A 25,141-nucleotide genomic window follows, 5' to 3' on the forward strand; every position below is an offset into this window, starting at 1 on the left:
TATTTTTTGCCTACGCAGACTATGCTCACCACTCATGATCGGAATGGAGTGGCGAGGACGGCGTAAGATTTAATAAAAGCTGAGTTCGGGATAAGCTGAAACTCTACATTAAACTGACTTTTCCCGAACTGAGGTCAATATTAAGATGTAATTGGATTGTGGTGCAGTTCGTTAATACGATCCTTCTGGTGGGGAAATATCAGATCCGACAGCCACACCAGTATTATTAATGGATTTAATCCCCGGTTTAACAGTAGGGGATTGTTGTTTTAACGATTGTAAAACCGAAGAAGAGTTATCTTGCTCAGTTGATATATTGGTATTTGCTTGTTGCTGGGACATCAAAGCTAATCCTCCCATTGCACCAGCAAGAAGAGCTGTATAACCTACATATAAATGCGTCGGACGAATTTCTAATCCCATTCCTTTTTTAGATTGGTACGAAAGAGGCTGAGTTACTGGTATAGCTGCTTGTACTGGCAAAGAAGCAGCTAAAGCAACACCATTAAGTCCTAAAGCATCTCCATAACGTCGGATAAATCCACGTACAAAAATGTCATCTGGCAATTCTTTCGAGTTGCCGTTTTCTAATGCCTCTATCAGCTCGGTTCGGATATGAGTGGAAAGCTGGATGTGGTCTAAAGAAAGCCCTTTGGACTGACGGTTTTTCTGGAGTTGTTGCCCGATTTGACGTAGGCACACCATACGTTGTTGGTCTGCTTGCAAGGCAAGTTCTGCTTGAGAAATTCTCTGATGATTCAGAAATTGCAGTGGTTTTTTCCACAGCGAATTTTCTGCTGCATTTTTAGAGGATTGTTCTTGTTGAGTACAATACTCTTGCTGTATCTCTGATGAAGAATTGACTGTTTCTGTAGCTTGCTTCGTATCTGTAGCTGTTTCAACTTTTTGCTCTTGTTGGGCAAATTGTCGAAATGCTAAACCAATCGCTTCTCTACCTACGGCTTTTAATAAATCTTGAGCTTGATCTGTTTCTTCACCTATTAACTTCTGCACAATCGCTAAAGCACGTCGATAAACTCGGCTACGATGCAGTTGTACTTCTATTTCTCCTAAAAGCGATCGCAACTCATCTTGAGAAATTTCAATATTTGGATTGCCCAGAATTTGCAAATAGTGTACAGAAGTAGTAACCATTGTGAAAACCTTTTATATTAACTCAATCAAAGAAATTTACAATCATATCTTCACTATTGTTTCCTAACTTCACCTTGGTTTTCCGGATATTAATTGTATAATTTAAATTTTTCAATCGATCGTCAACACTGGAACAAAGCCATAATAAATGCAGTCACCATCGTAAAAATGATACTGGCATCTCTGTGAGAAAAAACCTTGAGTGCCTACCATTTGCAAGTAACCGAAATCTCAAGGTAGACTGAGCCTGCCCCTGAGTCTAGTCTTATTGAATGCGATCGCGGTAGCTAAGTACTGTAAAAATCATGTAGTGTTTTATGACCGTATGGTATGCTCATGCAGTAAATAATTACTGTTAGCATTAGCCATGAACCCTGAAGCAGTTGACCGCAGCTTTCTCACACCTCTAACTTTTATTCAACGTAATGCTAAAGTCTATAGTCATAAAGTTTCTATTATATATAATCAAAAACGCTTCACTTACAGAGAATTTGCAGAGCGGATCAATTGTCTAGCCTCAGCACTGCATCATGCTGGACTTGAAAAAGGCGATCGCGTCGCTTTTTTTTGTTTCAATACTCCACCCATGCTAGAAGCCCATTTTGCTGTGCCTTTAATAGGTGGGATTCTCGTATCTATTAATACTCGTTTGGCTTCTCAGGAAGTTGCTTATATCTTAAATGATTGCGTTGCTAAATTTCTTTTTATTGATACAGAATTAACAAATATAATTCGACCTATTCAAAATAGTCTCAAAACTGTTAAGTATATAATCAATATCAGCGATAATCAAGGATTTGAACCGATAAATGGAGAGGATTATGAAGCATTTCTCCAAACTGGTAATCCAACTCCTTTGCCTTGGGTAATTACAGATGAAATGGATACGATTTCTATTAATTACACTAGTGGAACCTCTGGTAAACCCAAAGGTGTAATGTATTCTCATCGCGGTGCATATATTAACTCTTTAGGATAAATAATTGAAACAACACTAACACCTAACTCAGTTTATTTATGGACTCTGCCGATATTTCACTGCAATGGTTGGTGTTTTACTTGGGCGGTAACTGCTATCGGTGGTACTCATATTTGTTTGCGTAAGTTTAACCCTGGTAATATCTGGAAGTTAATTCAACAAGAAGGGGTAACTCATTTAAATGCTGCACCTGTAATTTTAATTTCTCTCCTCAATCATCCAGACTGTCCGCAATTATTAGCAAAACCTCTAACTATCACTATAGCAGGCGCACCACCATCACCAATATTAATTGAAAAACTTACTAAAATTGGCGCAAAAATTATTCACGTTTATGGTTTAACAGAAGTTTATGGCCCATATAGTGTTTGTGAATATCAATCAGATTGGAATAATTTAAATATTGAAAAACAAGCAAAACTTATGGCACGTCAAGGCGTACCTTATATCGGTGCAGATGGTTTGCGAGTTATAGATCGAAATATGAATGATGTCCCGGCGGACGGTGAAACAATGGGGGAAGTGGTAATGCGGGGAAATATGGTGATGACAGGCTATTATAATGACCCAGAAGCAACTGAAAGGGTATTTAGAGGAGGATGGTTTCATAGCGGTGATTTAGCAGTAATGCACCCTGACGGTTATATTGAAGTGCGCGATCGCATGAAAGATATCATCATTACAAATGGAGAAAATGTCTCTAGTATTGAAGTTGAACAATGTCTTTACCGCCATGAAGCCGTGTTAGAATGTGCAGTTATTGCTGTACCTCATGCCAAGCGGGGTGAAGTGCCAAAAGCTTTTGTTACCCTCAAAGAAAACGCGCAAGTTACAGAACAAAATTTAATCCAATTCTGCCGCGATCAAATTGCTGCTTTTAAATGCCCTACGACAATTGAATTTACGACTCTGCCAAAAACTAGTACTGGTAAAATTCAAAAGTATCTTTTACGAGAAAAAGAATGGATAGGTTATGAAAAGAGGATTTATGGCAGTTAGTTGCGATATCTAAATTCACTGCCAAGTTTACCTGATATTGTTATTGAAGGATATAAGCGGCTGAAGTTGCGAATCAGGCAAGGACTCCACAGCGCTGGTCTGTTCTACATTGAGATTGAGTCAGTCTCATACTGGGATAGCTGTTGCTAGATGTTTTTTCAGCTTCCCTGTAACCAACACCAATTAGACAGCTAGGGCCTGCAAAGGCGATTTTATAAAGAATTTTTAAGAAATTAATATTTTTCAGAAAAGGAAAGACCTAATGCTGAAGTAATTCTCAAAAGTTCAGAATCATAGATTTTGTAGTTTACACACACTCTAGTGTCTGAAAACCTTACATGGTAAAGTCTCTGATGTACTTCATCCATGTCGAAACCTAATTATTAGTTTTTCAATTTTTTGGAGGAGAGGAAAATGAAGAAGTTCAGCTGTTTGATGATTGTGGGGGCAATATTGTCGATTAGTGCGCCGGCAGTGGCTGAAAGTCGTGCCGTTAATATCAGTATTGGCAGTATTGGTGGTTCCTTAGATAATGCTGCTTTGCGAACAGTTCGCCAGGTTATCGGGTCTGCTGTCGGCACTAGTACCGTCGATAAATTCATTGTATATAGTCCCAGAACTGGATCTATTCCCATCGAAGGAGGTTTATCTGCTTGTGCTGAAGCTGGCTTCGGGATCAGCAATACAACATTTAATGCTTTTGTCCAGCAGTTGCGTTCAATTAATCCCAAACCAGGGACTTTCTACAATCTAGAACTTACCGCAAGCTGCAAACTGAAATAAGACGTTTGCACTCAACCACGGTAGGATGGGCTTCGTACCTCAGCCCATCCATCGAGTTAAACTCTACGCGATCGATGCAAAACTCCATATTTTGAAATTGGAGATGTAACATCAATGTTGATTTAAATCAGCGTCAAGAAGCGACTAGATTAGTTGTATCAGCCTCTAAACTCAATAGTGCAGATACTTCCAGCATAAAACAAAAAAGAATGTAAAAATAGAGCGCATTTTTGGGAGCAGAGAAACAATATGTCTAATGTGAGCATTGCAAAAGGTAGCTGCTTGTGCGGAGTAGTAAACGTTTCTACAACCCGTATGAGCGATCGGGTAGAAGCATGTCATTGTAGTATGTGTCGCAACTGGGGTGGAGGACCTTTGTTAGTAGTTGACTGTGAAAATGAGGTTAGCTTCTCTGGTGAACAATATATCGAAGTTTATCAATCTTCAGAATGGGCAGAGCGTGCATTCTGTAAGAAGTGTGGTAGCCATCTATTTTACAAATTCAAACAAAATAACCAGCATTTCATACCCGTTGGACTATTCGATAGCTGTGAAGGTCTTGTTTTCGAGCGTCAGATATTCATAGATGAAAAGCCCAAATATTACTGTTTTGCCAATGAAACCAAGAACCTAACAGGGGCGGAGGTATTTGCACAGTTTGCACCGCAATCACAGCAGTAAAGATTGGAGTTACTTTTTAGCATATCTGTGATTGTCTGAGCAATTATTGTCAGGAAAGCCTTGGTAAATGCCTTAACTTGTAGAAAATGCTAAACCTCCGGTTAAGGCATATTCCTAGACCTTGATACAGTTGAGATCCCTGTCCTAGAAAGATTGCCAAGGGAACCATGCCTAGAACGCTTGTACCTGCTGACATAATGATAATGATGGCACGGAGGCGATCGCGTATCGCATTGTAGAGCGATTCATCGTTCAGTCGCTTAGATCATTTCGCCTTACACTAAGTAATGTCGTATTTGCGACTAATCTCATACTCTAGCTTGTTCAAAGTTCACCTATTTTTTGTTAACAGCCACTCTATTAATTTATTAAGTGGTGAAACGCCGAGCGCGCCAATACTAATATCGTGTCCGGTTAAAGACTTATCATTAAGACGGCAGGGGAGCAGGGGTCAGGGGGAAAGAGGGTTTCCTGGTTTTTGCACAGATGTGGGAATTATAACTAATTAGGCGGACATAATATAACTCATCAATTACGGCTATTTTCAGGTAAATAGACCACGCGCTAGAGGCGCAAGGCCTTGCGCCCCTACGACAGGTGTGGTTCAAATACATGTACATGAAAACTGCTGTCAAGTCACTTTGACGCAGACATCAGGTCAATTGGAGTACAAAATACTAATAAACTTCTCTGTTTTGCCTTCACGTTTCGGTGTTTCGTGCAGCCTGTAGCAACTTCCGTCTTCCCTGTAAGAGCTTCTGCCTTCGCGTTTCGGTGTTTCGCGCAGCCTGTAAGAGCTTCTGCCTTCGCGTTTCGGTGTTTTGCGCAGTCTGTAAGAGCTTCTGCCTTCGCGTTTCGGTGTTTCGCGCAGCCTGTAAGAGCTTCTGCCTTCGCGTTTCGGTGTTTTGCGCAGTCTGTAGCAACTTCTGCTTTGACATTATCAGAAACAGACTTGCATTATATGACAATACGGTTCGGTTAAGGTTTTTTGATGAAAATTTTAGATTGCAAAGACGCGACAAATTGCATCTCTACATCTGGATTTTGGGCTATTCCTGATACACATTTACTTGCACTGTAAGATTTAATCGGATAATCTGAGCAATCGAGATTGTTTTTCAAGAAAACCAATGAACAAATTCATACTGAGTTTGCTTTCTTCTCCAGTGCTGATTAGCTCTCTTCTCTCTATGGGAGTAATGCTAAATCACGCACAAGCTATGGAGCCAGAACCAGGAGTCAAAAGCACAGATCGTCTATCTTGTATACGCAATAAACATAAAGTGGGTTTAGTATGTGCCAGGGCTTCTGTATTGGCTCAAATTCCTAACTATCAGCGTGAAATAGAGTTTTCTCAAGAAGATGCTCCCATGCTGGAGTTCAATGATGAAGAAAGCAATGTGGCAATCGACTTATTTGGTTGTGATTGTCCTGCTTGTATAAATTCTTTGCGTCAGATGCGCAACGCGACACCCTTGGTATATTAATAAATCATTGATTTTTGAAGACGCGATTTATCGCGTCTCTACATCAGGGTTTTGATTTGATCTGAAATGTATTGATTTATAAGCAACATCCGCAAACTTTTCTAAGGACATAACATTGTTATGTCCCCCTGCGTGTTTTATTCAAAATCAAATTAACCTCAATTGCTAGTTAACGATCCTAACTGAATGATTAGCTCGATTTTTCGACTCGCAAACCAAAGTATGTCAAAACAAGTTCGGTTGAGCCACTATTGACAACTTCGTGTACTTCTCCCGGTTCGATGGCTACGCAGTTTCCCGGAAGCAAGGGGTATTCTGTACCATCAATGTGAATTACTCCCAAACCAGCTTCTACAAAGAATACCTCGCACATATCTTGATGCGCGTGTGCTGGTGCGGTTTGTCCAGGAGCAAAACGTGCTTGAGAAAAGTTAGTTAGGTGAGGTAAATCGCCGAAGCGTAACATCACCTTTTTCTTGATTTCGGCATTGTGAGAAACCGACTCTTCAGGCAAATCTTTCAGGGAAGTGGTAATCATTCGGGTCTTAAATCATTAGATAATTCCACAATACCCCTAGACCCATCAATCCTGACTCGTTGACCATCTTGCAAAAGCCATGTAGCACCGCGAACATCCATCACGGCGGGAATTCCATACTCACGAGCAACGATCGCACCGTGAGAAAGTCTTCCTCCAGCTTCGGCAATTAATCCTCCAGCCTTTAATAACAATGGTGCCCAGCCGGAATCTGTGTAAGGTACTACCAGAATCGTATCTCGGTCAATGTTTGGAATGTCTTGTAAATTTCGCAACACTTTCACCCTACCTTCGGCTTGCCCATGACTGGCTCCAATACCTTGTAAAATTTGGTCAGAGTAAAGTTCAGAGGGAGCTAACGGGTGAGGAGGTGTATTGCCGTAGACTAAAAGAGGTATTTGAATAATCTCGCTATCTTGCAGGAATTGCGATCGCCTAAATTCTACTAACTTATCTAACTGCTCTATTAAGCTAGAATCTTCATCCACAATTAGACGCCGCACTTCATCAAAGTTGAGAAAAAAGATATCGCCTGTTTGCCTAAGTAAACCAGACTCTAACCAAATTTTCTCTAAAGCCACAAAACTCCAACGCAATTCAGCCAAAAGTCGGGAATAAACTTCGGTAACTCGTCCTTTTATATCCACACGCCGTTGCACAAAAGAGCGTTTGCGCTTACTTGCAAAGATACTATTAATCGCGTCTTTAGCACCTGATTGTGGTTCGTTCCCCTGCATTAACTGCACAAACATTTGCTGAATCATCTGGGGATTTTCCCGCCAAGTGGGAACGGAGATATCGGTTCCTACTTCGCTTAAGTAGCCGTAATCTTGAAGCAATTCGTTAAATGCTTGGAGGATTTTCTCTCCTTCGGGGGTTTGCTTTAATTGCTCAAATACTTGCTGTGGCTCAAACTCAACCAATACCTGCTTGGCATCTGTAGCGATCGCACTGAGCGATCGCAATGCTGCTACCTCTGGGGTGACGCTATGATCGATTTGCCCATCTTTTACCCGAAAAATCGCCTGTCTTAGGGCAGCACTCAAGGGAGCTAAAATGCTGTAATACGTTCCATGACGCAGCAACTCCAGAATAAAATCAACTCTTGCCAACAACGCGGGTGGTTCCAAGCTATCTATATCTGACTGCGCCAACTGCGACAACCCAGGAATGAACCGTTTGTGATAATCTTCCTTGAAGTCCTTTTCTAAATTTAATTCCCGCTTCAGCAACTTTCCTAGTCCTGGCAAATTTTCCCAAGTTGACTGCAAAGAGGGTTTACTTAATTTAGCTCCTCTGGTTAAAAATTCCAGACTTTCCGGCGGCAGTCCCATACGAAGAAAAATGTCTCCTAAGAGGGACGCATTAAAGTAAGCTCTTGAATAGTGCAGAGTTGCTGTTTTGGTGAAATCTAACCCCAAAGCGCGATCGCCTAAAACTAAAGTAAAAAATTCTCCCCAAACTCCACAAGTTAAAGGACGATTAATTGACCATGTTAAGGGGTGAATTACTCCAGGAATCACTTCAGCAGCGATTTTGCGTGTCCAAATGGGCAACAGAGTGGTGATCGGTCGAGATTGCAACACCCAAAGCGTTTGTCCGTCATAACTCCACTCGATATCTTGAGGAGTGCCATGATAACGTTTTTCGAGTCGGTAAGTAAGGTAAGCAACTTGCTTAATTAATGATTGTGGGACTCGTCCTTGACCCTCTAATTGTACAGAGTAAGAATTTTCTGTTTCAACGACAAAAGCGCGATATTGTTCTGGTGTGATTTTTCCTGAAACAACTTGCGTTGCGCTGCCTGGAAGGGCTTCAATGATGATCGCATCGCCTTGCTGGGTAATGGGATCGCGACTGAAAGCAACACCAGAATATACACTCTGGACTTGTTGTTGAATCAACACAGCCATTGCTGTATCATTTAAACCGCGATCGCGCCGATATTGGACAGCAGATGGATGATTGTAGGAAGCTTGAACTTGGGCGATCGCTTCTTGTAATGCCTCTTGGCTAGTAACATTTACAACTGTTTCATACTGTCCAGCAGCAGAAGCGTGTTCTGAGTCTTCTCCAATAGCGGAGGAACGCACCACCAAGGGAGATAATTCTGATGGTTGGAGAAATTCTGTTAACCCTTCTGGATTGTCGATAGGTACTAGTACCCATCCCTTCGGCACTGGATAGCCCCAGCGCTTAATTTGAGATAATGTTGCCGCCTTTTCTCCGACTATGGCAGCATTCAACTCTTCATCTAGAGAAACCATTGTGCGTTCGCCGCGTAAAAACTCCAACATCGCAAGAGATTCAGTTTGTGCCTCTTGGGCTGGCAGTTTCATATCATCAGCAATTTTGGTGTAAATCCAGCCCATTAAACCAGCTAAGGCCACAGCAGCAAGTATTCTGGGAATATCGCTAAAGTGCAGAAGTGCCACAAACAAAGGAAAAAGTAGCAAAACCCCAAATTTGACTAACTTTCTTGATTGCAGAATTGTAAAAGCAATACCTGCAAAGAAAGATACAAATATCGCTACCAGTGGATCGTGTACGACAAATCCCCAGACAACATTTGTCGTACCTGCTCCTCTGCCTATCCAGTATCTACCGATTACCAGAGCGATTAGGGCAAGCAATTCCCAAGACGATCCATCTGGGAAGAAAATGCGGGTGAGTAAGACTGCCGCAACTCCTTTCAAAGCTTCTGACAAGACTGCCAGAATTCCGACAATTTTACCCCCATGATAAAAGGCAGCTGATACACTAATGTTTCCTGTACCAACTTGTGATAACTGCTTCCGCGTCAGGGCGTAAGTTATCCATGCAATCAGGGGTAATCCGCCCAAAAGGGGGCAGATAATTAAAATAGCGAAAACACCCCAAGGTTCAAACATTCTGGAATTTGGATTTTAGATTTAAATTTTCCATCTAAAACCTCAAATCTAAAGTTTTGCTGAAATTTTTGATGGTTATAAAAGGGGCTTTTATCAAAGAGAATTCAGGAGTCAGGAGTCAGGAGGAGCCAGTGCGGTCTTGGGGTTTCCCGAAGTGGAGCAACTGGCGTTCAGAATGATGGCTAGAGGATGAACACGGGGTTTAAAAACAATCCAAATTATAGATTTATAAGTCTACAATCAGCTAGTAGTTTGAATTCCCCAAGGAAAAGCATTCTGGATTCTGGATTCTGGATTCTGGATTCTTTTTTAATTACTAGTTGCTAAATGGACACTTGGCTAAGACGGAAACCGTTTAAGACAAGTGTCCTTCTAGACTACTAATGGTTTTAGTTTAGCGCATAGGCAGCTTGCAGCGCCCAGATTACGAGAGCAGCGATCGATCCCAGAAGCAACACGGTAGAGATAGTGACTACTTTTGGGGAATCTGCACCCTTAAATTTCATAATTCCGCGATTTAAGTCGGACACAGCTTCTAATCCTCTGTTGTTGGAGCATAAAATATTTGTCCGTCTTGATTGTAGTCCCTCTCTTTGCAGATGATGTTAAATTCACTTTAAAAATTTAGAAGTGGGGGGGACTGGGGACTGGGGACTGGGTACTGGGGACTGGGAGACAAGGGAGATAAGGAGATAAATAAAACTCTTAACTCCTAACTCTTTAACTCCTAACTCTTAACTCCTAACTCTTAACTCTTAACTCCTAACGCCCAATGCCCAATCCCCAATCCCCCAGTATCATTGAAAAGCAACTCAGTATAAGAGGGTGTGAGTAGGTGAAAATAGCACTGAGCGTAATTTTGGCGGTGGTTGTGGGATTGTTTCTGGTAATTGAGATTGGACTGCGATCGCTATTTGGTTTTGGTAATCCCCTGATTTATATTGGCGATGAGCAAATTGGTTATTTGTTGGCTCCTAACCAACGGACTCGTCGTTTTGGGAATCGGATTGAAATTAATGAATATTCTATGCGAGGTAGTCCGATAAAAAAGCTACCTGCACCTTCTGGGCTGCGAATTCTCCTCTTAGGTGATTCTATTGCTAATGGTGGCTGGTGGACAGATCAGACTAATACAATATCTAGTTTGATGATGCGTTTTCTAGCATCATCTACTAATAGTAATTATCAGGAAGTAGAAGTATTAAATGCTTCAGCAAATTCTTGGGGGCCAAGAAATGAATTAGCTTATTTGCAGAAGTTTGGCACTTTTAACGCGCAAGCAGTGGTGTTATTAATTAATACCGATGATTTGTTTGCTACTCCTCCTACTTCATTACCAGTAGGACGCGATCGCAATTATCCCGATCGTAAACCTCCCCTGGCATTAGTGGAAGTGTGGCAGCGTTATATCGTCAAGCAAAAGCCAATTCCTGAACTACAAGCCGTGCAAAAAGAATCAGGCGATCGCGTGGGGATTAATTTGGAGGCGATCGCTAAAATTCAAGCCTTGACTCGCCAATCCAACAGCAAATTTCTGCTGGTGATGACTCCTTTACTGCGAGAAATTGGTGAACCAGGCCCCCGCGATTACGAAATTAAAGCACGTCAGCGCTTGAGTGATTTTACCAAAGCACAGCAAATTAACTATATAGACTTTTTACCGAATTTCAATTCAACTACCAACCCCCAAGGTTTGTTTCACGACCACATTCACCTCAACTTGCAAGGAAATAAATTTGTCAGTGAAGTTATGGAGCGATCGCTTTTGGAAATACTGGCATATTCGTCACCTCGCCACTAATATTCGTGTTTAATATCAAGTCCGGCTAATTAGTTTTAATTCCCGAATCTATGCAGAAAGCCCCTCTGCTCCTCTGCTCCCCTACTCCCCTGCCCTCTTAGAGGATGTTTGAAAAGTATTTTTGGTAACTTCTAGACCTCTGAAACCTAACCCCCCTAGCCCCCCTTTCCTACAAGGGAATGGGGGTTTTAAAGCCTCTCTCAGTTTCGGGGAGAGGAATGGAAGTGTGGTCTCTGGTATACTTTACGACTTTTCAAACAACCTCTTAATGATAAGTCTTTAACCGGACATGAGATTAGCTAGATTTCTGAGTATCTCTAACCAAATTATTTAACTCTTCTTGCATTTGACTTTGAACTATTTCATAACAAGCATTCACATAGTTACGATCTCTAGCTGCATCTTGACCATATCTTTCAAAAATAATTGGATGACAGATACGAGTATGAATTTGCACAGGTAAAGGAATATTTGGCAAAGGGCCAATAGACAAGCCCCAAGGCAAACCTAAGTAAATTGGGAAAACACCAGGGTCAATTTGATATAACCACGGCAATCCCCACTGATGCAATTGTTTGACGAAATCATAGCAATCACATAAGACTATCAAGCTATCATGAGCGCCTACCGAGATTACAGGAACAATCGGAACTTCTTGTTTTAAAGCCAGTTTGACAAAGCCCTGATGACCGGCAAAATGAATTTTATAGCGTTGGCTATGAGGACGAAACATATCATATTGTCCACCAGGATATACCAGAACGCTAGCACCCCGATCGAAAGCCGCGCTAGCCATTTTGGGATGTGCAACAATTCCTCCGAATTTCTGGGCTAATCCTGCTATTTCTGGACTCACTTTCCAAGCGGAAGGGTGCATTAAACCATACACCAAACGCTCGGTTCCAAATCTCGAAAACCAATCGTACATCATCATGATTAAATCTGGAGAAGCCATGCCCCCATTGTGAGAGCCAACCAGTAGTACTTTCCCTGTTGTTGGGATGTGATGCCATCCATCAGTTTTTACTTGAAAGTAATAACGGTAAAACCATTCCCATACAGGCATCAGTAATTCAATAAACTGAGGATCTCGCTGTGTTAATGACTGATGAATCTTTTTTGAGAATTCTGATGTTAAAGAATTGTCAGCGCTGACAGAAATTTTCTCTACCTGTTTTGGAAATTCCATAAAAATATGTTAAGTCTAAATTGAAAAAACTACATTAGAAATATCAAGAATTACGGCTTCGAAATTATTTTTTTAGTCGTATTTATCCTTTAAATATAGGCTTTAACCCAGTCAAAAAAATTACTTTCTAAACAAAATTGATACAAGTCTGGGTGGTTTATTTTGATCTTTTTCATGCCACCACTCTTTGAAGTCCTCAAGTTGGAAGCCATGAACTTTCGCTGTGTTAAAAAAGTCTGATAAATGATGCACAAATGCCAGAATTTCAATGGACTCTTGCTGTCTTTGAAAATTAGCTTTTGTTCCTTGATATTGCTTGCATGGATGAAGCTCACAGATGAAAAAGTATCCTCCTTTAACTAAGACACGAGATGCTTCTGAAAATATCAAGCTGAGGTCTTCGATGTGTTCTAGAACAAGATTACAAGTGACTAAATCGGCAGACTCATTATGACAAGTCCATTGCTTAGTAATGTCTTCGGTAATAAACACTACATTCGCAGACCTCACTTTCTCTTTTGCCTTTTCGATCATCTGTGCTGAAAAATCAATCGCACAAACTTTCAGAGCAATTTGTGAAAGTAAAAGCGTATTTTTACCTGTGCCACAGCCAATTTCTACGACTGATTTACACCTCAAACCCATCAAGGTTTCTCTGGTGACGATTCGATCGAGATCGCGCGTCAGATTTTCGTCAGCATCGTATGTGGCTGACCAATTATCGTATGCTGCTTGAATACTCATATAGCTTCATTTTACCCAGCAAAGGGTATTATACATATCGATCGTTTCTATTTCACCGTGCGATCGCACAGTCCGAGTATAACTGCTGCCGCAAGTGCTGCTATTGTCCGAACGTGGTTCCAGAACGTCCAATTGGTAAGATATTTAGCCCATAGGTTCGCGCCTTCAGTGCTATCCGGTTTGGCGATCGCTAAGGCATCATTGAGTGGCACATTGAAAGCGATCGTCACTAGAACGGTGCCAATCAGATACAGGAGGCTACCGACAAGCAAATAGGCAGCACCAGGTTGATGCCACTTTAATACCGAGGAAATCGCTAGAAAGATGCAAGCCATAGCCGTTCCAAAGAGTGCCAACATGAACAACGGATTGATCGCAGTGATATTGATCGATTGCATGGCGATAATGCCCTCCTTTGGCTGGAGTCGTGCAAGGGCATTCATCACGAAAGTCGAGAAGGCAAAGAAGACGCCAGCCACAAGCGCACAGCCTAGTGCTGTGAAAAGCGTCAAAGGAAAGCGCAAATTGTCAACAATTACCATTAAAGCCTCCTGTTAATACTGCCCAACGCCTTGTTCACAGTAGATGATTGGTCTTTCAAGACGCGATAAATCGCGTCTCTACAATCTGGGTTTTGGGCTGATCCGATCGCACACGATATTATTTTATTTGCTGTTGCTCCCATCGCTAGTCTTATTACTGTGTTGCGACGCAAGCAGTTTGTTTTACAAGCGATCGCACTGCTTGCGACAATGTATTTATAACCTTTTGACATTAACGACCTACAGACTACATTACTGTGAATTTGAAACAAATATTTTAGCTGTATAGCTTGGTAAGTCAGTAACTAAACCATCCTCTTTAGATTTCACTTCTTGATTGCTAACCCAATCTCGCCAATACTCAGCAGTTGGAAAGTCTGAAATTTTATATTGATTTAGATTTTGGTCGGAGAAATTTACCACGACAACGACATGAGAATTCTGCTTATCCCAACGGGTGTAAGCCAGCACTTTCTCAGCTGCATTTTCGTAGAAAAACTTAATATTGTCACTTTGCAAAGCTGGATTTTGCTGGCGTAGAGCAATCAACTTTTGATAATACTCAAATAAATCATGATTCTGGCCGCTTGACAATAAAGACCAATTAACCTTGCGCGGCTTAGTCACATCTTCGCTTTTTTGCTGATATTCGCCAAACTCTTCTCCCATCCACAGCATCGGTATACCCATCGCTGTCATTAACACAGCAGCAGCTAACTTAGCTCGTTCAAATGCGGGTGTGTCAAAGATGCTACAATTGCCTAATTCTCGTAATACACGTTCGCGATCGTGGGTTGCCAAATAATTAATTACATTGGTAGCGATCGCATAACCCTGCTGTTTAGCATCTAAAATCTGCTTGAATTGTTCTAATTCAAATGATTTCCCACAAATATATGGAACTAGAAAGTAGCGAAAACTCTCATGCCAACAAGCATCTAATGGGCCATCTGGCTGGACTACAGTCTTTGTATCGGGAATGTGTTCAGCAATGTTGTAAAACTGTTTGGGCGCAGCATAATTTTTCGCTTCCTTAGTCAGCCAGTTGAAAAATTCAAAGTTAGCCAATTGCCGCACTGCATCAAAGCGAATTCCATCAATGTGATACTCCTGAATCCAAAATTTTACCACATCGCCGATGTATTCCCATGCAGGTTTAATATTTAAATTTTTGTCGTAATTATCATAGTTTAACTCTGGCCCCCAGTAATTATCTGCGTCTTCAGGATAATGTTTGTGTTCGTAATACCAGTAATTTCGATCGATTAGTATTAAAGGGCATTCTTCATCTGTATGGTTATAAATTCCATCCATAAAGACGCGAATGCCTCTACCATGACACTCGTCAATCAACCGCTTTAAATCTTCTGTTGAACCGTAACTAGATTCTGTAGCAAAGAAGTGGCGAACTTTATAGCCCCAGTTATAATCACCAGGGTACTCATTAACTGGCATTAATTCAATTGCATTAATTCCCAATTCGCAAAGATAATCTAACTTAGCAATTATCCCTAAATATTTGCCTCGCTCGTTAGAATCAACTTCATCACCAGTAAAATCGGCAACGTGTATTTCATATATGACTAATTCTCGGTTATCAGGCAACGGCATTTCATTGTTTTGCCAAAGGTAATTATCAACAATGTGTTGTCCATCTTGAATGCGTACTATGCCGTATTTTTCTGTTTCATCAACATCTGTCGCTTTAGGATCGATGATATCTATCCATTCATCAACTGCAAAATTTGGGCTTTTGGTTTGAATGCGAAATTTATATTGATAAACACCGTTTTCTAATTTTATTTTCGTGCGAAAATAACCATCTTCACCTTTTGACATGGGAATTTCTTTCCAATCTGAAAAAGACCCAATTAAAGCTGCTCCTTTGTTGCGAGGAGCAAATAAGGAAAATTCAGTTAAATTTGCCATTTTCACACTTTTAAATTTTAGCTAGTTATAGTAACTAAAATTATTGTGTAATATAAAATAATTAGTAGCTTCTTTCTTAAGTATTATCAATATTTTCCTAATTTCCAGGACTTCAGACAGATAGTGCGATCGCTATGATTTTAGAGGTGCAATAGCTATCTAAATCATAACTACTTATGCGGACATGATATGATAGTTTTGCTCAATTGTATCTGGGGTTTCGTTCTCAAATTTGATTCCATACCTTCTGGAATTAAATTTCTATTTCAAGACAGTAAACGCAGTGATTATTTTCTGGCATCACATTACTCTTGCTACTGGCTGATTTTTAAATATCTATCCTTAAAAAATGGATAGTGGGTAGTAGGAAGCAGAGGAGGATAGATAATTAATGACAAATGACAAATGACAAATGACAAATGACAAATGACTATTTACCAATATCTTCATTCCAAAGTTCGGGGTTAGTTTCAATAAACTCACTCATCATTTGTTCGCATTCGTCAAGATTAAGATCGATAACGTCCACACCGTGAGATCCCATAAATTCTTTAGCACCAGGAAAAGTTCTAGATTCTCCAGCGATGACTTTTTTAATGCCAAATTGTACCACTGCCCCAGCGCAGAGGTAACACGGCATTAAAGTTGAATAGAGTGTAGTACCTCTATAACTGCCAACTCTTCCAGCATTGCGGAGACAATCGATTTCGGCGTGGGTAACGGGATCGGCGTCTTGCACGCGTTTATTGTGTCCTCTGCCGAGAATTTTGCCATCCTTGACAAGAACCGAACCAATAGGAATTCCACCTTCTTGTCTACCTTGTTTTGCTTCTTGAATTGCAGCTTCCATAAACTCATCCATATTAATTCTCCTTTTATGACAAAACAACTTGTATTAATGGATCACGATGGCGGTGTAGATGATTATCTGGCAACTATGCTGCTGTTGACGATGGAGCATATTGAACTCCTTGGTGTTGTTGTCACTCCAGCAGATTGCTACGTTCAACCGGCTGTTAGCGCCACACGTAAAATTATAGATTTGATGGGATTTTCTCATATCCCGGTGGCAGAAAGCACTGTGCGCGGGATCAATCCATTTCCTACTCTCTATCGCCGTGATTCGTTTATCGTTGACCATCTCCCCATTCTCAATCAAAGCGAAACCATCACTACGCCATTAGTTGCCGAAACAGGTCAAGATTTTATGATACAGGTGCTACGCGACGCCTCAAGTCCCGTAACGTTGATGGTAACTGGCCCTTTGACGACGGTAGCAGTGGCTTTAGACAAAGCACCAGATATTGAAGCCAAGATTCAAAAGATTGTGTGGATGGGGGGTGCGTTGAATGTTGGCGGTAATGTGGAAAAAAGTCTGGAAGCAGGACAAGATGGTTCCGCCGAATGGAATGTTTATTGGGATGCAGTTTCAGCAGCACGGGTATGGCAAACCCAAATTGAAATTATTATGTGTCCTTTAGATTTGACTAACAATGTCCCAGTTACATCGGAGTTAGTATATAAAATGGCACGACAACGCCACTATCCCATCTCTGATTTAGCCGGACAATGTTATGCACTGGTTATTCCTCAAGATTATTATTTTTGGGATGTCTTAGCAACAGCTTATCTAGGACATCCAGAATTTTATCAATTGCGCGAATGGGAAACAGAAATTATCACCACTGGTCTTAGTCAAGGGCGTACTAAAGTAGTTCCTGGTGGTCGGAAAATTTATGCAATGGATAAGGTAGATAAAGAGGCTTTTTATGCTTACATCTTGCAGCAATGGGCAAGGTAGAAAACTAAAAATTAGCTGACGTGCATACTCAAACTTGCTACCGAAAACTAACGACAAAGCTCACCAGTTGCAGACAAATTCTGCAACTCAACCGACCATATTGGAGCATTTCGGTGCAAATATTTTTTTTGAGTAAGACACTATTTCAGACTGAAAATTAATCATAGCGTGCCTTTTTAGATTTAATCACCTCAATTACATCATCGTGTCTTTGCCCCTCAATAATATCCTTGAGATGAATTTGCCCATTAATATATTGAACATGGATACGCCAACCTGAGACTTTATCGATATCAGCACGATAAACTGCCTGCTTCACACCTTTTACTTTGTGCAGCCTCGTTTTTGGAAATTTTCTTGTTCTGTGACACTCATTATCTTCAAGTTCTGCCAAAGCTTCAAGAAAAGCAATCTTTAGCTCGTCATCTGGCAAAATCTTCATAGCTTGATAAATAATGCCGTATTCATCACACAGAGTAAGGGTTTGTGCCATAAACCAACTTACGAAATCCGGGCAGTTTCTTGATTGTGGTGGAGTAATTCTTGATACAAAGACTCTGCCACACTTTTATATGCCTTATCAAGATCATCGTGTTTGACCACTCGAAAAAGAGTAAAAATAACTTGCCCAAAAATTGGATCTTCGTCAACTGTCAAAATCACCCTTAGTTTCTGCGAAACCCTTAGTGTGTAGAGTGAAGATTCATAGCCATTAATATCTGACGGTAGAGGAAGACGACGCAACTTACGATAAACGTCAGCATTTTTAGTTGGGAAGAGATTAGCACAATCATTAATTTTTTTAATCGTTGCGGCTTTTCCCTCTTCACTCAGCTTGCCAAGATCCTTTTCAAAGCTTCTTGTTGACTCAATTAGAACATCCACGTTACAAACCACCAATTTGAATTTAGCTACTTGCCCTCTATCTTTAGCATAGTAACAGTTATATACAGAAAAATTCTGTACATTATTCTTACAAGGACATTATATGGAAACTTTATTAATATTATTCTATACTCTAGCGTCCACAAAAAGTTGCTGTAAAAGTTTCACAATGCAATTCGTATCAAGTATTTGTTTCAACAGAAAAGAGGTATAATGATTATTAATAATTAATCAATTTTAAACCTAAAAAGAGAGCAGCTACAGTTCCAGCAACAGAAATTTCTCCCTGAATAATTTTCTCTAAAATTGATTCTACAGGAATTAATACGACTTCAATATCTTCTGTAATATCTAGTTGTTGCTCTCCGACTTTGCTCGCATTTTCTGCTAAAAATAAATGTATTTTATTGGTATCTTTACTCGGCTTATCGTATAAAGTTCCAATTTTTTTAAATTCTTGGGGAATATAACCAGTCTCTTCTCTCAGTTCTCTAATTGCTGCTATTTCTGCACTCTCTTTTGTCGGATCGAAATTCCCTGCTGGCAGTTCCAAGAAAAATTCACCTACGGCGTGTCTATATTGCCGGACAAAAATAATTTCTCTATTACTAGTGATAGGTAAAATCATCGCAACTTCAGGCTTAATACTGACAAAATAATCATCTATAATTTTACCATTTGATAATTCTATTTCATCTTGCCTTACCTGACACCAAGGATTATCTAAAACCATTTTTGATTTTAAAATCTTCCATTTCTTTAAGTTGTTCATAAATAAAAATAATCTATAAAAACTTTAGTCGTTAATCAATGAATGTAAAAAAGTATAACAGATGTATCCGATAATCTAAATTTTGAACTTACACTGGCTTTTGCAATAACATAATATGTAAAATAAGTATGCAAATAAATGTAAAATTATTTACAGTAAACAAGAGATTTCCGCTGACTATTAGTCGAGGTACAACGGCACAGACAACAAATGTATGGGTGAGAATTTCACACGATCGCATCGAAGGCTGGGGGGAAGCATCGCCATTTGGTGTGGGTAATCATCGGCAATCAACTGATGCAATCAAAGATACTCTAGAGCAAGTTGTGCCTCTGTTACAAGCATTCAGTCCCTTACAACGTCAGGAAATTGAGCAAGTTTTAATACAAAATCAAATTCCTTCTGCTGCAAGAGCTGCCTTGGATATGGCAATGCATGACTGGTTGGGTAAGTGCGTAGGATTACCCTTGTGGCAACTTTGGGGACTCGATCGCAATCAAATAGTCCCGACTTCAGTCACAATTGGGATTAATTCACCTGAAGGCGCTAGGGCGAGAGCGCGAGACTGGTTACAATTTACAGATGTCCGTCTTTTTAAGGTGAAGCTAGGTAGCCCAGATGGCATAGATGCAGATCAAAAAATGCTTTTAGCAGTGCGAGAAGAAGCACCCGAACTAGAATTTTTTGTTGATGCCAACGGGGGTTGGAGTTTAGAAGATGCGATCGCCATGTGCAATTGGCTGGCTGATTTAGGTATAAAGTATGTAGAACAGCCATTGCCACGGGGAGAGGAATCAAGTTTAGCAAAACTCAAACAACACTCTCCCCTACCTATCTTTGTCGATGAAAGTTGTTTCACCAGCGCTGATATTGCCGATTTGGCAAATTACGTGGATGGCATTAATATCAAACTAATGAAATCAGGGGGGCTAACAGAGGCAATGCGAATGGTACATACAGCACGAGCATATCGGTTGCAAGTAATGTTCGGTTGCTATTCTGACAGTTCGCTAGCTAATACAGCAGCATTACAGCTAGCGCCACTAGCTGATTATTTAGATTTAGACAGTCACCTGAACTTAATTGATGACCCTTTTACGGGTGCATTGCTAAAACAAGGAAAAGTTTTGCCAAACGATTTACCAGGTTTGGGAGTACAACACAGTGCGTCTACCACTTAATCAACGAGTAGCTATCTTGCTACATGAAGGGACTATTGGGACTCACGGCAAAACAGGGCTAGCAATTTTACGTTACAGTGAAGCCCCAATTGTAGCCGTAATCGATCGCGAGTGTGCTGGTAAATCTCTACCAGAATTAACAGGTATCAAGCGCGATCTGCCGATTGTGGCATCGGTAGCCGCAGCCCTAGAGTACAAACCGGAAGTTTTAGTAATTGGTATTGCTCCAGGAGGTGGTGCTGTACCAGATGATTACTGGCTAGAAATCAAAGAAGCTTTAGAAGCGGGAATGTCTTTAGTGAATGGTTTACATACACCAATGGCAAGTATCCCAGAATTAAATGCACTGCTCAAACCAGGGCAACTAATTTGGGATGTCCGCAAAGAGCCATCTAATATTAGTGTTGCTAGTGGAATGGCACGTACTCTTCCGTGTCGGCGAGTGTTGACAGTGGGAACCGACATGGCAATTGGTAAAATGTCAACTAGCCTAGAGTTACATTGGGCGTCAAAACTGCGGGGCTGGCGTTCTAAATTCCTCGCCACAGGGCAAACTGGAATTATGTTAGAAGGAGACGGTGTGGCTTTAGATGCCGTGCGGGTAGACTTTGCCGCTGGTGCTGTGGAACAGATTGTTATGCGCTATGGCAAAAACTACGACATCTTGCATATTGAAGGACAAGGTTCGCTGCTACACCCTGGTTCAACAGCAACTCTACCCCTAATCCGTGGTTCGCAACCAACCCAACTAATATTAGTACATCGGGCGGGACAAGTTCATGTCCGCAATCATCCCCATGTAATAATTCCACCTTTACCAGAGGTGATTCGGCTTTATGAAGCTGTTGCTAATGCTGGTGGTGCTTTTGGAAGTGTTTCTGTAGCGGGTATAGCATTGAACACAGCCCATTTAGATGAATCTGCGGCTCAGGAAAGCATCGCTCAAACAATAGCAGAAACGGGGCTACCTTGCACTGATGTAGTCCGCTTTGACGCCAATGTGCTTTTGGATGCGGTGATGAATAATTAACGTGAGTTCGACGAGTGCTATTTTGACCTCTCCCCCAGTGGGGTAAAACTAAAGCTAAAACCTTGGTAAATCAGGTTTGGGGGGAGGTTTTGAGAATTTATGCAATAAATATATTAAATTCGGGCGGTCGTTGATTGAATTCGGGCGATCGTTTATTGAATTCGGGCGATCGTTTATTGAATTCGGGCGATCGTTTGTTGAATTCGGGCGATCGTTTATTGAATTCGGGCGATCGTTTGTTGAATTCGGGCGATCGTTGATTGAATTCGGGCGGTCGTTTGTTGAATTCGGGCGATCGTTGATTGAATTCGGGCGATCGTTTGTTGAATTCGGGCGGTCGTTGATTGAATTCAACCAGTGGTTAGGGTGGGGTAAAACCCAGATTATTGAACAACTTCAGACTTGTGTGTACACCGTAGGTGGGGGAGAGGAATGGAAGTGGGGTTTTTAGAGCCTAGAACTCACGTTAAACTTATAGCACTGACACACTTGTTGCTATGTCTGTCACCCAAGATTTAGAATCCCCAGAAAATGTTATATTTCCCCCAGGGGATTTATATAGTGACGAACCGCCTTTGGAAACTGACTTGCATCGGTTGCAAATGACACTGCTCATCCAATGTTTGGAGTGGCTGTGGCAAAATCGCAAAGATTTTTATGCATCGGGTAATCTCACCATCTACTACAGTCCACGCCAGCGCAAATCAGAAAATTTTCGGGGGCCAGATTTTTTTGTCGTACTGGGGACTGAACGCAAACCCCGTAAAAGTTGGGTTGTCTGGGAAGAAGATGGCAAATATCCCAATGTAATTATAGAAATTATCTCGGATAGCACAGGCGACACTGATAAAGGCTTAAAAAAACAAATTTACCAAGATATATTTCGCACACCAGATTACTTCTGGTTTGACCCAGAAACGTTAGAATTTTCAGGATTCCATTTGCTGGATGGTGAATATCAACCGTTAGAACAAAATCCCCAAGGCTGGTTATGGAGTCAACAGCTAGGTTTATATTTAGGGGTTGTTCAAGAAAAATTACGCTTTTACACTCGTGAAGGAGAACTGATTCCCACACCGGAAGAAGTGGCACAACACCAGAAACAACGTAGCGATCGCTTGGTAGCAAAACTGCGAGAATTAAATATAGATCCAGATACCATTTAACTTCCACGCTGTCTTGCTTGTGCCTGTTAGCTCGAATGCTATGGATCTTCAGGAAAAACCCATTTTGGCGGTTCCATCATTTTTTTTTGCAGACGTTCTTGTGCCAACTCCAGCATTTTCTCTAAGGGAGTCTCTTCAATAAATTTTGCGGCTGACTCTCTAAACTCGGTATTGGGGCATTTATCCCCTAAAACACACCCATTAACACAGGCTACAGCGCAGTTAATCTTTTGCTCCACAGTACATTCCTCTCTCTAAAAGTTATAAGTTATAAGTTGTGAGTCATGATTTTCATCTCTAACTCTTCACTGTTAACTCTTTACTATCAGGCATGACCTACAGGTAAATTTTACCTTGCCAGTTGGTATCTCATTAGTCTAAATACTCACTATTTTGAAAATTATGAGTTATGAGTTATGAGTTATGAGTTATGAGTTATGAGTTATGATTTTTACTCCTAACTCCTCACTCCTCACTCCTAACTCCTCACTTCTCACTCTTAATAAAGGGCGCTCATGTCAGAACTGTTTGCTACTACTGGAACTATAGCCGCGATCGCCACTGCTGTTGTCCCCCAACAGGGTAGTGTTGGGATTGTGCGGGTGTCCGGTTCTCAAGCAATGACAATTGCCCAAAGTCTCTTTCATGCACCAGGGCGACAAGTTTGGGAAAGTCACCGGATTCTCTACGGTTACATTCGCCATCCCCAGACGCAACAAATAGTCGATGAAGCTTTGTTGTTGATGATGAAAGCACCCCGTTCTTACACCCGTGAAGATGTAGCGGAATTCCATTGCCACGGGGGAATTATGGCAGTGCAGCAGGTGTTGCAACTGTGTTTAGAAAATGGCGCTAGACTAGCGCAACCTGGAGAATTTACTCTCCGCGCCTTTTTGAATGGACGATTAGATTTAACTCAAGCCGAAGGTATTGCTGATTTAGTCGGAGCTAAATCGCCTCAAGCTGCTCAAAGTGCTTTAGCTGGTTTACAAGGAAAATTAGCTCATCCGATTCGGCAGTTACGCGCTAACTGTTTAGATATTTTGGCAGAAATCGAAGCTCGGATTGATTTTGAGGAAGACTTACCTCCGTTGGATGATAAAGCAATAATATCAGCAATCGATAAAATTGCCGCAGAAATAACTAGGTTATTGCAAACCAAAGATCGAGGTGAGTTGCTACGCACTGGTTTAAAAGTGGCAATTGTCGGGCGTCCGAATGTGGGTAAGTCGAGTTTATTGAACGCTTGGAGCCGGAGCGATCGCGCCATTGTGACTGATTTACCCGGTACAACCCGCGATGTGGTCGAATCTCAGTTAGTTGTTGGCGGAATTCCCGTACAAGTGCTAGATACAGCCGGGATTCGGCAAACAACAGACCAAGTGGAAAAAATTGGCGTCGAGCGATCGCGCCGTGCTGCCAATGCAGCTGATTTAGTCTTGCTTACCATCGATGCTTCCGCAGGTTGGACAGAAGGCGATGAAGAAATTTACGAAAAGGTACAACACCGTCCGTTAATTATAGTGATTAACAAAATCGATTTATTAGAAGAAAGTGATAGGAAAAATCTTCAATCCAAAATCCAAAATCCAAAATCTAAAATTGTCACAGCCGCAGCCCAAAATCAAGGCATTGATGCTTTAGAAACAGCCATTTTAGAAATAGTTCAATCTGGAAAAGTGCAAGCTGCTGATATGGATTTAGCCATCAACCAAAGGCAGGCAGCAGCCTTAACTCAAGCTAAAATATCTTTAGAACAAGTGCAAGCAACAATTACCCAGCAGTTACCTCTGGATTTTTGGACAATTGACTTACGAGGTGCTATTCAAGCTTTAGGGGAAATTACCGGAGAAGAAGTAACAGAATCCGTTTTAGAGAGGATTTTTAGTAGATTTTGTATTGGTAAATAAACTATAAAAATTTTTGTTGAATTTTACTGTTCTTTTACTCAAACTTCGATTGATAACTAAATGTACATCTCAATTCGTCAAGCAACTATACAAGATACAACGATCGTTTCGGATGTGCTATTAGAAGCAGCTTTGTGGCTCCAGCAGAGTGGTAGACCTCTGTGGCATGAGAGTGAGATTTTGCCAAAAAGTATATCTAAAGATGTTGCTAACGGCTTGTTTTTTATTGCTGAGTGGGCAGGTGAACCAGCTGGTACAATCAAGTTTCAACTAGAAGATTTACTGTTCTGGCCCGACATTTCTCAGGAAGAGTCAGCATTTGTACATCGCCTTGCAGTTCGACGGCATTACTCTGGCGGTAAAGTCTCTTCAGCACTTCTAGCTTGGGCTGTTGAACAAGCACAAACACTTGGCAGACATTATTTACGTCTAGATTGCGACGCTTCACGTCCACGCCTCAGAGCAGTATATGAACGTTTTGGTTTCCGTCATCACAGCGACAAACAAGTTGGTGCTTATTTTGTCTCTCGCTACGAATATAAAATATCTCCAATGTATAAAATGCGTAATATCATGTCCGCATAATTAGTTATACTAACCACAGTCATTACACCCCACCCCAACCCCTCCCCGCTCTTCGGGAGGCAGGGTGGTTTCATACAGCCGTAGAAAAATGAC

General features: G+C 41.1%; 25 protein-coding genes and 2 pseudogenes. 13 read left to right on the top strand and 14 right to left on the bottom strand.

Annotated features, from left to right (window positions below):
- Nucleotides 1-171: 171 nt before the first annotated feature.
- Nucleotides 172-1,155, bottom strand: coding sequence for a helix-turn-helix domain-containing protein (locus tag RMZ42_RS20905; protein ID WP_322673204.1), 984 nt, complete (start codon nucleotides 1,153-1,155; stop codon nucleotides 172-174).
- 367 nt (nucleotides 1,156-1,522) lie between these two features.
- Here RMZ42_RS20905 and RMZ42_RS20910 point away from each other — a divergent pair.
- The 4 genes and pseudogenes from RMZ42_RS20910 to RMZ42_RS20925 form a co-directional block, all read left to right on the top strand.
- Nucleotides 1,523-2,683: pseudogene (locus RMZ42_RS20910) on the top strand (AMP-binding protein); the annotation flags it as partial.
- A gap of 114 nt (nucleotides 2,684-2,797) precedes the next feature.
- Complete coding sequence (locus RMZ42_RS20915; RefSeq protein WP_322673230.1) at nucleotides 2,798-3,133, top strand: AMP-binding enzyme; 336 nt, start codon at nucleotides 2,798-2,800, stop codon at nucleotides 3,131-3,133.
- Between the two features lie 414 nt (nucleotides 3,134-3,547).
- Nucleotides 3,548-3,916, top strand: a complete 369-nt coding sequence (locus RMZ42_RS20920; protein WP_322673205.1) for a hypothetical protein — start codon at nucleotides 3,548-3,550, stop codon at nucleotides 3,914-3,916.
- A 249-nt stretch (nucleotides 3,917-4,165) separates the two neighbouring features.
- Nucleotides 4,166-4,597 (top strand): GFA family protein, encoded by a 432-nt coding sequence (locus RMZ42_RS20925; protein ID WP_322673206.1) that lies wholly within the window; start codon nucleotides 4,166-4,168, stop codon nucleotides 4,595-4,597.
- A 78-nt stretch (nucleotides 4,598-4,675) separates the two neighbouring features.
- On the opposite strand, the pseudogene RMZ42_RS34775 reads toward RMZ42_RS20925, so the two are convergent.
- A pseudogene (locus RMZ42_RS34775) lies at nucleotides 4,676-4,847 on the bottom strand (efflux RND transporter permease subunit); the annotation flags it as partial.
- An 880-nt stretch (nucleotides 4,848-5,727) separates the two neighbouring features.
- Between RMZ42_RS34775 and RMZ42_RS20930 the strand changes: the two are divergent.
- Nucleotides 5,728-6,084, top strand: a complete 357-nt coding sequence (locus tag RMZ42_RS20930; protein ID WP_322673207.1) for a hypothetical protein — start codon at nucleotides 5,728-5,730, stop codon at nucleotides 6,082-6,084.
- A 190-nt stretch (nucleotides 6,085-6,274) separates the two neighbouring features.
- On the opposite strand, the gene RMZ42_RS20935 is transcribed toward RMZ42_RS20930, so the two are convergent.
- The 3 genes from RMZ42_RS20935 to RMZ42_RS20945 all read right to left on the bottom strand — a co-directional run bounded on the left by RMZ42_RS20935 (nucleotide 6,275) and on the right by RMZ42_RS20945 (nucleotide 10,043).
- A complete protein-coding gene (locus tag RMZ42_RS20935; RefSeq protein ID WP_322673208.1) occupies nucleotides 6,275-6,622 on the bottom strand; it encodes a cupin domain-containing protein in 348 nt (115 codons plus the stop codon).
- Nucleotides 6,619-9,513, bottom strand: coding sequence for a glycerol-3-phosphate acyltransferase (locus RMZ42_RS20940; RefSeq protein WP_322673209.1), 2,895 nt, complete (start codon nucleotides 9,511-9,513; stop codon nucleotides 6,619-6,621). The genes RMZ42_RS20935 and RMZ42_RS20940 overlap by 4 nt, the downstream gene beginning before the upstream one ends.
- Before the next feature lie 389 nt (nucleotides 9,514-9,902).
- Entirely contained in the window at nucleotides 9,903-10,043 is a 141-nt protein-coding gene (locus RMZ42_RS20945; protein ID WP_190240958.1) for a hypothetical protein, read from the bottom strand.
- 305 nt (nucleotides 10,044-10,348) lie between these two features.
- Between RMZ42_RS20945 and RMZ42_RS20950 the strand changes: the two genes are divergently transcribed.
- Complete coding sequence (locus RMZ42_RS20950; protein WP_322673210.1) at nucleotides 10,349-11,314, top strand: SGNH/GDSL hydrolase family protein; 966 nt, start codon at nucleotides 10,349-10,351, stop codon at nucleotides 11,312-11,314.
- A gap of 295 nt (nucleotides 11,315-11,609) precedes the next feature.
- On the opposite strand, the gene RMZ42_RS20955 is transcribed toward RMZ42_RS20950, so the two are convergent.
- The 5 genes from RMZ42_RS20955 to RMZ42_RS20975 all read right to left on the bottom strand — a co-directional run bounded on the left by RMZ42_RS20955 (nucleotide 11,610) and on the right by RMZ42_RS20975 (nucleotide 16,580).
- Entirely contained in the window at nucleotides 11,610-12,503 is an 894-nt protein-coding gene (locus tag RMZ42_RS20955) for a lysophospholipid acyltransferase family protein (protein WP_322673211.1), read from the bottom strand.
- 120 nt (nucleotides 12,504-12,623) lie between these two features.
- Nucleotides 12,624-13,247 (bottom strand): class I SAM-dependent methyltransferase, encoded by a 624-nt coding sequence (locus tag RMZ42_RS20960; RefSeq protein ID WP_322673212.1) that lies wholly within the window; start codon nucleotides 13,245-13,247, stop codon nucleotides 12,624-12,626.
- Nucleotides 13,248-13,294: 47 nt separating this feature from the next.
- Nucleotides 13,295-13,789 carry a DUF1772 domain-containing protein gene (locus tag RMZ42_RS20965; protein WP_322673213.1) on the bottom strand — a complete coding sequence of 165 codons (495 nt, stop codon included), beginning with the start codon at nucleotides 13,787-13,789 and terminating at the stop codon, nucleotides 13,295-13,297.
- A gap of 252 nt (nucleotides 13,790-14,041) precedes the next feature.
- Nucleotides 14,042-15,718 (bottom strand): alpha-amylase family glycosyl hydrolase, encoded by a 1,677-nt coding sequence (locus tag RMZ42_RS20970; RefSeq protein ID WP_322673214.1) that lies wholly within the window; start codon nucleotides 15,716-15,718, stop codon nucleotides 14,042-14,044.
- Between the two features lie 430 nt (nucleotides 15,719-16,148).
- Nucleotides 16,149-16,580, bottom strand: coding sequence for a nucleoside deaminase (locus RMZ42_RS20975; RefSeq protein WP_322673215.1), 432 nt, complete (start codon nucleotides 16,578-16,580; stop codon nucleotides 16,149-16,151).
- Nucleotides 16,581-16,595: 15 nt separating this feature from the next.
- Here RMZ42_RS20975 and RMZ42_RS20980 point away from each other — a divergent pair, with 15 nt between their 5' ends.
- The gene (locus RMZ42_RS20980) at nucleotides 16,596-17,519 is read left to right on the top strand and encodes a nucleoside hydrolase (protein WP_322673216.1); all 924 of its coding nucleotides are present in this window, start codon (nucleotides 16,596-16,598) and stop codon (nucleotides 17,517-17,519) included.
- Between the two features lie 157 nt (nucleotides 17,520-17,676).
- On the opposite strand, the gene RMZ42_RS20985 is transcribed toward RMZ42_RS20980, so the two are convergent.
- From RMZ42_RS20985 to RMZ42_RS20995, 3 genes are all read right to left on the bottom strand, one after another.
- On the bottom strand, nucleotides 17,677-18,012 hold the full coding sequence (locus tag RMZ42_RS20985) for a hypothetical protein (RefSeq protein ID WP_322673217.1): 336 nt from the start codon (nucleotides 18,010-18,012) through the stop codon (nucleotides 17,677-17,679).
- A gap of 8 nt (nucleotides 18,013-18,020) precedes the next feature.
- On the bottom strand, nucleotides 18,021-18,404 hold the full coding sequence (locus RMZ42_RS20990; protein ID WP_322673218.1) for a hypothetical protein: 384 nt from the start codon (nucleotides 18,402-18,404) through the stop codon (nucleotides 18,021-18,023).
- Nucleotides 18,405-18,624: 220 nt separating this feature from the next.
- Entirely contained in the window at nucleotides 18,625-19,176 is a 552-nt protein-coding gene (locus RMZ42_RS20995) for an NUDIX hydrolase (RefSeq protein WP_322673219.1), read from the bottom strand.
- Between the two features lie 128 nt (nucleotides 19,177-19,304).
- Here RMZ42_RS20995 and RMZ42_RS21000 point away from each other — a divergent pair, with 128 nt between their 5' ends.
- From RMZ42_RS21000 to RMZ42_RS21015, 4 genes are all read left to right on the top strand, one after another.
- Nucleotides 19,305-20,357, top strand: a complete 1,053-nt coding sequence (locus RMZ42_RS21000; RefSeq protein WP_322673220.1) for a dipeptide epimerase — start codon at nucleotides 19,305-19,307, stop codon at nucleotides 20,355-20,357.
- Nucleotides 20,341-21,387 (top strand): DUF1611 domain-containing protein, encoded by a 1,047-nt coding sequence (locus tag RMZ42_RS21005; RefSeq protein WP_322673221.1) that lies wholly within the window; start codon nucleotides 20,341-20,343, stop codon nucleotides 21,385-21,387. The genes RMZ42_RS21000 and RMZ42_RS21005 overlap by 17 nt, the downstream gene beginning before the upstream one ends.
- Nucleotides 21,388-21,463: 76 nt before the next feature.
- Entirely contained in the window at nucleotides 21,464-21,838 is a 375-nt protein-coding gene (locus RMZ42_RS21010; protein WP_322673222.1) for a hypothetical protein, read from the top strand.
- 46 nt (nucleotides 21,839-21,884) lie between these two features.
- Nucleotides 21,885-22,553, top strand: coding sequence for a Uma2 family endonuclease (locus tag RMZ42_RS21015; protein ID WP_322673223.1), 669 nt, complete (start codon nucleotides 21,885-21,887; stop codon nucleotides 22,551-22,553).
- A 38-nt stretch (nucleotides 22,554-22,591) separates the two neighbouring features.
- On the opposite strand, the gene RMZ42_RS21020 is transcribed toward RMZ42_RS21015, so the two are convergent.
- Complete coding sequence (locus RMZ42_RS21020; RefSeq protein ID WP_322673224.1) at nucleotides 22,592-22,792, bottom strand: hypothetical protein; 201 nt, start codon at nucleotides 22,790-22,792, stop codon at nucleotides 22,592-22,594.
- Nucleotides 22,793-23,068: 276 nt separating this feature from the next.
- Between RMZ42_RS21020 and mnmE the strand changes: the two genes are divergently transcribed.
- Nucleotides 23,069-24,463, top strand: a complete 1,395-nt coding sequence (gene mnmE / locus RMZ42_RS21025; RefSeq protein WP_322673225.1) for a tRNA uridine-5-carboxymethylaminomethyl(34) synthesis GTPase MnmE — start codon at nucleotides 23,069-23,071, stop codon at nucleotides 24,461-24,463.
- 60 nt (nucleotides 24,464-24,523) lie between these two features.
- Nucleotides 24,524-25,048 carry a GNAT family N-acetyltransferase gene (locus RMZ42_RS21030; protein ID WP_322673226.1) on the top strand — a complete coding sequence of 175 codons (525 nt, stop codon included), beginning with the start codon at nucleotides 24,524-24,526 and terminating at the stop codon, nucleotides 25,046-25,048.
- Nucleotides 25,049-25,141: the final 93 nt, after the last annotated feature.

The sequence above is a fragment of the Nostoc sp. DedQUE05 genome (assembly GCF_034530955.1).
GTDB lineage: Bacteria > Cyanobacteriota > Cyanobacteriia > Cyanobacteriales > Nostocaceae > Nostoc.